At 48.2% G+C, this 6704-nt stretch carries 5 protein-coding genes and 2 pseudogenes; 3 read left to right on the top strand and 4 right to left on the bottom strand.

All coding sequences use genetic code 11. The features are described from left to right. The coding region (locus ACI0FR_RS08975; protein WP_461667938.1) for an IS66 family transposase at window positions 1-191 on the bottom strand (191 nt) is incomplete at its 3' end. Between the two features lie 130 nt (window positions 192-321). After that, a protein-coding gene (locus tag ACI0FR_RS08970; protein WP_461667937.1) for an IS3 family transposase occupies window positions 322-1421 on the bottom strand; the annotation gives its coding sequence in 2 pieces (ribosomal slippage) (window positions 322-1169 and window positions 1169-1421; 1101 coding nt in all). 65 nt (window positions 1422-1486) lie between these two features. Between ACI0FR_RS08970 and ACI0FR_RS08965 the strand changes: the two are divergent. The 3 genes and pseudogenes from ACI0FR_RS08965 to ACI0FR_RS08955 form a co-directional block, all read left to right on the top strand. Then, window positions 1487-2344: pseudogene (locus ACI0FR_RS08965) on the top strand (SulP family inorganic anion transporter); the annotation flags it as partial. Between the two features lie 111 nt (window positions 2345-2455). Continuing rightward, window positions 2456-2776, top strand: a complete 321-nt coding sequence (locus ACI0FR_RS08960; RefSeq protein ID WP_404906084.1) for a transposase — start codon at window positions 2456-2458, stop codon at window positions 2774-2776. Between the two features lie 437 nt (window positions 2777-3213). Then, window positions 3214-3633 (top strand): annotated as a pseudogene (locus ACI0FR_RS08955) (protein-methionine-sulfoxide reductase heme-binding subunit MsrQ); the annotation flags it as partial. Window positions 3634-4214: 581 nt separating this feature from the next. On the opposite strand, the gene ACI0FR_RS08950 reads toward ACI0FR_RS08955, so the two are convergent. Continuing rightward, window positions 4215-4505: an HlyU family transcriptional regulator gene (locus tag ACI0FR_RS08950; RefSeq protein WP_374831660.1), complete on the bottom strand. Its 291-nt coding sequence runs from the start codon at window positions 4503-4505 to the stop codon at window positions 4215-4217. Window positions 4506-4591: 86 nt separating this feature from the next. Next, a complete protein-coding gene (rpoD, locus tag ACI0FR_RS08945) occupies window positions 4592-6610 on the bottom strand; it encodes an RNA polymerase sigma factor RpoD (protein ID WP_374831658.1) in 2019 nt (672 codons plus the stop codon). Between the last annotated feature and the right edge of the window lie 94 nt (window positions 6611-6704).

Here is a 6704-nt window from a genome sequence, read left to right as displayed (position 1 = left end):
TTATTATCAATCTCGACGCGACCATCACTCAGGAAGGCTTGCAGTCCCTCCCAGTGATTGTGGATATAGGCCAGCTTTTCGGTAAGCGGTGTTTTGGCCCCACATTCTGTTTGATTTTCTGATCTGTCATTAAGAGGCTTTGAATGGACAGACCGGAGTTTCTCGATGGAGCCTCGAATAGAGTTTCTCACAACAGATCAGAGTAAGCGTGGTAAACATCGCCAGTGGTCGACCGATTTAAAGGCGCGGATTGTTTCGGAAATGACCTGAGCCCCAACACTCCTCCATTTTTCAGGAGAGTCTTAGATTTTAACATTGGCCTTAAGCGGCCCGTTTTTCTAGAGCCATTTTTATGGCGAACTCATTCGGCGTAGCATTGCCGAGTGAAGAGTGCGGTCTGTTTTTGTTATAATCATCCTTCCATGCTTTGATCTCAGTGCGCGCCTGAGCAAGCGATGAGAACAAGGTCTCGTTTAGGCATTCATCGCGGAAACTACCGTTGAAACTTTCGACAAAGCCATTTTGCATTGGTTTGCCCGGCGCGATGTAGTGCCATTCAATGCCTGTTTCCTGACACCACTTGAGAATGGCATGACTGGTCATTTCTGTCCCGTTGTCAGAAACTATCGTTCGTGGCTTGCCGAGTTGACTGATCAGGTAATCCAGCTCGCGTGCCAACCGCAGACCTGATAGCGATGTGTCGGGAACCAAAGCCAGACACTCCCGCGTGAAGTCGTCAACGACCGCAAGAACCCTGAACCGACGACCATCTGTGAAGGCATCACTGATAAAGTCCAGGCTCCATCGTTCATTGGCTCGCGATGGTAAAACTATCGGCCTGCGCGTTCCCAGAGCCCGTTTGCGCCCACCACGCTTGCGCACGGTTAGTTTCTCTTCCTGATATAATCGACGCAGTTTCTTCAAGTTCATGATGATCCCCTGTCGTTCCAGCATGACGTGAATACGCCGATAACCGAAGCGCCGTCGTTCGGAGGCCACTTGTTTCATTGCTTCACGAATATACGCATCATCAGGACGCTTACGACGATAGCGCACACTTGATCGATCAATACATAAAACGGCACACGCCCGACGCTGGCTCACGGCATACACTTGGCAGACGTGAACAACTGCGTCTCGCCTGGCATCGGGCGTTACCATTTTTTTGCAGCGACATCTTTCAAAATAGCATTGTCAAGCATCGTCTCAGCCAACAGCTTTTTTAGCTTGGCATTTTCTTCTTCCAATGCTTTCAGCTTACGCGCATCGGAAACCTCCAGGCCACCAAACTTGGCTTTATATTTGTAAAAACTAGCGCTGCTAATCCCATATTTGCGGCATACTTGTGCAGTGGGCGTTCCCGCTTCCTGCTCTTTAATCATCCCAATTATCTGTTCATCTGAAAACCGTGAGCGTTTCATTGTCCATCTCCTACCAAGGATTGGACTCTACCAAAATCTGGAGGAGTTTGCGGGGCTCACGTCAACTTCCATCTTTTGCTTGGCTCGCTGTTCCTTTAACGGTCGAAACGCTGACGATCATTGCCGGTCCTGCCGTTGCAATTGCAATGGTCGGACTTCTCGAATCCATGATGACAGCCAGTGTTGTGGATGATCTAACTGATACGCCAAGCTCCAAAAACAGGGAGTGCACAGGACTGGGCATTGCTAATGCTGCCGCGAGTTTGTTTGGTGGGATTGCTGGCTGCGGCATGATTGGACAAACGGTAAGTAATGTTAAATATGGTGGCCGTGGACGTCTCTCCACTTTGTTTGCAGGTGTTTTTATACTTGTTTTGATTGTTGCACTGAAACCATGGGTTTCACAAATTCCGGTAGCTGCGCTCGTCGCCATTATGGTGATGGTATCAATCGACACATTCGATTGGTCGTCTATGCGGGCTGTTGTGGTGCATCCTAAATTGTCGAGTGTTGTTATGCTCGCGACAGTTTTGGTCACTGTTATAAGCTCAAATCTGGCTTTAGGTGTCGTTGTTGGTGTCTTATTAAGCGGTGTATTCTTTGCTTTTAAAGTCGCCCGCCTACTAGAAATAACAATTGAAACACAATCAGATGCGGATCGATTGGTTTACCGTGTCTCGGGGCAAGTTTTTTTTGGATCCGCGGACTTGTTTATTGAAGCATTTGATATTCGTGATGCGATGGGTAAATCTGTTTTAATTAATTTACAGGATGCGCACTTTTGGGACATTACTGCGACGGCGGCGCTCGACAAGGTGGTCCAGCGGTTCAAGACACATGATATTGACACCACAATCATTGGTCTTAATCAGGCTAGTTCAACTCTAATCGAGAAGGGTAGCAGTATGGTTAAAGTTCCATGATGCTAGGTTCAAATATCGGCTTACTTGGGCCATAGTTGAGGTGGCTCGGGAAATCTGTACTGAACCGCCCTGTGTTTACCGGAGGGTCTAACTCCAAATAGAGTGGATCCTATGGAACATAAGAAAACATCGAAACGTTATTCTCCGGAATTTCGCACGCGTGCCGTTCAGATGCTGTTTGAGCATCGTAATGAATATTTGAGCGAAACTGCAGCGCTTGCGGGTATATCAAGTAAGCTTGGTTGCTCTACCGATAGCCTTCGTAATTGGTCACGCCAACAACAGCGTAATAACGGCGATCTCGCAGGACCAACCAGTACCGATCTGGCACGGATCAAAGAACTTGAACGTGAAGTTCGGAAATTGCGGCAAGCCAATGAAATTTTACGCAAGGCCTCTGCGTATTTTGCCCAAGCGGAGCTTATCTTATAAAAACCTTTGGCTTCTTGAGATAAAAAGGAGCTGCTACCCAGCACTGTAAACTGCGGGGTAGCGGCGGAGGTGGCATCGTGCGGAGCATAGTCTTGAAGGGCCGCGGTCGAGTTTGATGGACCTTCGCCTTTTTCTGATGACCTGCACGGATACGTGGGCTACGGGCCCGTACGATAAGCAAAGGTAATAGAAAAGATGGCTAAGCACAGTTATACGTCTGGATTGGGAAAATTAAAGACGTGGTGGTTGTTTTCGAGGCGACAGGTGCCTACCATCGTGGTCTTGAGAGACATCTCAGCTTGGCAGGAGTGAAGTGGTCCTGTTTTTCTGAACAGGTTTGCGGTTTCGCTAAGCTGCGCCTTGGTTAGATTTCATGCTGCTTGGTTGATGTGTATTGCGCTAAAACATGCACTATTCGACGTTTGCTTATCAAGGGCGGTGCGCGGTCGCTCTGTCACAGGCGGGCGCTTGGTCTGCTATGTTTCTATTATGCATTGATGCATCTGGCTGTTTACCTGGTCCTAGATCAGGCGATGAACCTTCAAGCGGTCATTGATGATGTTTTGAAGCGACCATTCATTATGTTCGGTATGGCAACATTTGTAATTTTGTTAGCACTTGCTGTGACTTCAAATAATGCTTCAATTAAGAGGCTTGGGAAAAAATGGATGTTGTTGCATAGGTTAGTTTATGTAGCAGTGGTATGTGCTGGTCTGCATTTTATTTTGTCAGCTAAGGTTTTATCAATTGAGCAGTGTATTTATGTGAGCCTGCTCATTGCTATACTGCTATACCGGCTATACAGGCCAATTGTGATGAGAAAACTTAGGTTGATGAGACGTTCAGCAAGAGGATAAACCATGGTCTTTATCGGAGACCGCACGGATTAAAACCGCCAACGTAATCGCCAAATAGAACCATCCTCTAGCAGTCTTAATACAGCTGATAGCAACACTCCATTTCTGATCTGGCACAGTACCTGCAAAATCCTGAGCAAGACGGTTGGAGGCAATTACGTCGCCGTGCTTGCTGTCTATTGTCTTTTTATCCCACCGTTTTACAGGGCACTTTCAGCTTATTATCGGCTCAGTTGCATAGCCCTTGCTAAAATCAACGCACTATTGTACGCATGTACTTAGTTAAAAACTGTGAGAAAATCGTAATTTTTCGTGTAAATATCAATGGGTTAGATGTACCCAGAGGACATTATCCCTCCTCCGCTACCAACATTCCCTTAAAACGTTAACAATATAAGTTCCCGCACAATGCATCTTTGCGAGTTTTTTGTGTCTGTATATTTATGTCCTTCATATCCATATGCACACTCTGCAAAGCTCGCTCGCCTCCCGTGGCAGTGACAGTACGCCAAAAAAACATTAAAAAAGGCGGCACATGAGCCGCCTCATTTGTAATAAGCTCGTTTTGACGGCCGTACTTATCAAGAGAACAAGCGCTCGCCCTGTTCATCAATGATCTGACGACCTTTATTAAGCGCGATATTCGCCGCATCCTCAATAGTCGGGCATTTATCGGCACGGATAAAACGATTTTCTTTCATTTCATCACCGATCTGCTTCGAGATCACTCCACAGACCTGATACTGCCCGCCTTCTTTAAACGGCGTCGCAACAACTAAAAAACCTTTATGCTCCAAACGTCCGGCTTCCTGCACGCTTTCCGCTTCATCACTCTGCGATTTGCCACCAAACAGACGTTTCAAAAAAGACATTCTACCCTCACCCTTAATCATCGCCGTTCATAACGGCCATATTAAAAAGCCACCCGCGATGAACGGGTGGCTTGAATTTTAAACGCTTAGCTATCCAGGAACGAACGCAATTTCCGCGAACGGCTTGGATGTTTGAGCTTACGTAGTGCTTTGGCTTCGATCTGACGGATACGCTCACGCGTTACCGAGAACTGCTGGCCAACTTCTTCCAGCGTGTGGTCGGTATTCATACCAATACCAAAACGCATACGCAGTACGCGTTCTTCACGTGGTGTCAAAGACGCCAACACGCGGGTTGTTGTGTCACGCAAGTTCGCCTGAATAGCGGAATCAATCGGCAACATCGCATTCTTGTCTTCGATGAAATCGCCAAGATGTGAATCCTCCTCGTCACCAACAGGTGTTTCAAGGGAGATCGGCTCTTTGGCAATTTTAAGAACCTTGCGCACTTTTTCCAAAGGCATTGCAAGCTTCTCGGCCAATTCTTCCGGTGTCGGTTCACGACCAATTTCATGCAGCATCTGGCGGGATGTGCGGACAATCTTATTGATTGTTTCGATCATATGCACCGGAATACGGATGGTGCGTGCCTGATCCGCAATCGAACGGGTGATCGCCTGTCTGATCCACCATGTGGCATAAGTCGAGAACTTATAACCACGGCGATATTCAAACTTATCAACCGCCTTCATCAGACCGATATTGCCTTCCTGAATAAGATCCAGGAACTGCAAGCCACGGTTGGTGTATTTCTTGGCAATAGAGATCACCAGACGCAGGTTCGCTTCAACCATTTCCTTTTTGGCAATGGCTGCTTCACGTTCACCTTTTTGCACCTGATTGACAATGCGGCGGAATTCACCAATCGAAATCGCGGTTTCGGTTGCCAGAATCTGAATTTCAGTACGCAGATATTCAATCGTACGCGCTTCTTTTTCAGCCAGTTCTTTCCAGCCGCGTGTCGTCAGGGTGGCAATACGCTCTGTCCAGTTCGGATCAAGTTCGCTGCCCTGATATTCCTTGAGGAAGTCTTCGCGGCGCACACCAAAAGATTCCGCCAAACGTAGCAACTTGCCTTCGTTCTGAACCAGACGCTTGTTGATGTCATAAAGCTGCTCAACCAGCGCCTCAATACGGTTCTGGTTCAGCGACAATGACTTAACCGCGGTAATCAGCTGATCTTTAAGCTCTTTGTAGCGCTTTTCCTGACTGTTGGACAATTCGCCGGTAGCAGCCAGACGGCCTTCAACCTGCTGATCCTGCAATTTGCGCAGTTTGGAATAAGTTTCCGCGATCAGGTCAAGAGTTTCCATGACCTGCGGGCGCAATTCCGCTTCCATCGCCGCAAGCGACAGGTTCACTTCGTCTTCATCGTCCTCGTCATCTTCCTCAATCGGGGCTTCGCCGCCGACATTGGTGATGTCGTCATCGCGCACACGGCGCTGGAAACGCTCTTCAGGACGCTTCTGTGCTTCTTCCACCCGTTCAATTGCTGGTGCCTGCTTTGCTTCAGGGCCGGCATAGGTGGTTTCAAGATCAATGATTTCACGCAGCAAAATCTGCTGGTCGTTCAATGCTTCACGCCAGATGATGATCGCCTGGAAAGTCAGAGGACTTTCACAAAGACCCGCAATCATGGTTTCGCGGCCAGCTTCAATACGCTTGGCAATCGCGATTTCACCTTCACGCGACAAAAGTTCAACCGTACCCATTTCACGCAAATACATGCGCACCGGATCATCGGTGCGGTCGGTTGGTTCTTTTTTGGTCGTCGTGGTGGCAACCGCAGTGCCGGAAGCTTCTACCAGCTCGCCGCCTTCTTCTGCGTCGTCTTCAGGCTCTTCGCGATCTGCGTCCTGCTCATCGTCTTCCACTACATTGATGCCCATATCTGAAAGCATCGCCATCGTATCTTCGATCTGCTCGGAGGTAACCTCTTCAGAGGGCAGCACAGCATTCAGCTCATCCATCGTGACATAGCCACGTTTCTTGGCGAGCTTGATCATTTTCTTGACAGCGTCGTCAGAAAGGTCGAGAAGCGGGCCATCAGTGGCGCCATCGCGCTCGACTTCAGCCTCTTCGTTTTCTTTCACCTTCGTTGCCATATACTTGTCTCCAGGCGACCGGGTCGCTTCTCTAAAGAATTAGATAGGTCGACGAACTTGTACACGAAGATACAATTCGTCTGTGTAATTCAGC

Origin of the sequence: Paenochrobactrum sp. BZR 201-1 (assembly GCF_044987585.2) — a bacterium.
Taxonomy (GTDB): domain Bacteria; phylum Pseudomonadota; class Alphaproteobacteria; order Rhizobiales; family Rhizobiaceae; genus Paenochrobactrum; species Paenochrobactrum pullorum.
This window is presented reverse-complemented; position numbering and strand designations above follow the sequence as displayed.

What these genes read in the sequence shown, in the direction of transcription:
- ACI0FR_RS08960 (WP_404906084.1), top strand. Translation starts at nt 2,456, where the DNA reads ATGGAACATAAGAAAACATCGAAACGTTATTCTCCGGAATTTCGCACG.
- ACI0FR_RS08950 (WP_374831660.1), bottom strand. Translation starts at nt 4,505, where the DNA reads ATGTCTTTTTTGAAACGTCTGTTTGGTGGCAAATCGCAGAGTGATGAA.
- rpoD (WP_374831658.1), bottom strand. Translation starts at nt 6,610, where the DNA reads ATGGCAACGAAGGTGAAAGAAAACGAAGAGGCTGAAGTCGAGCGCGAT.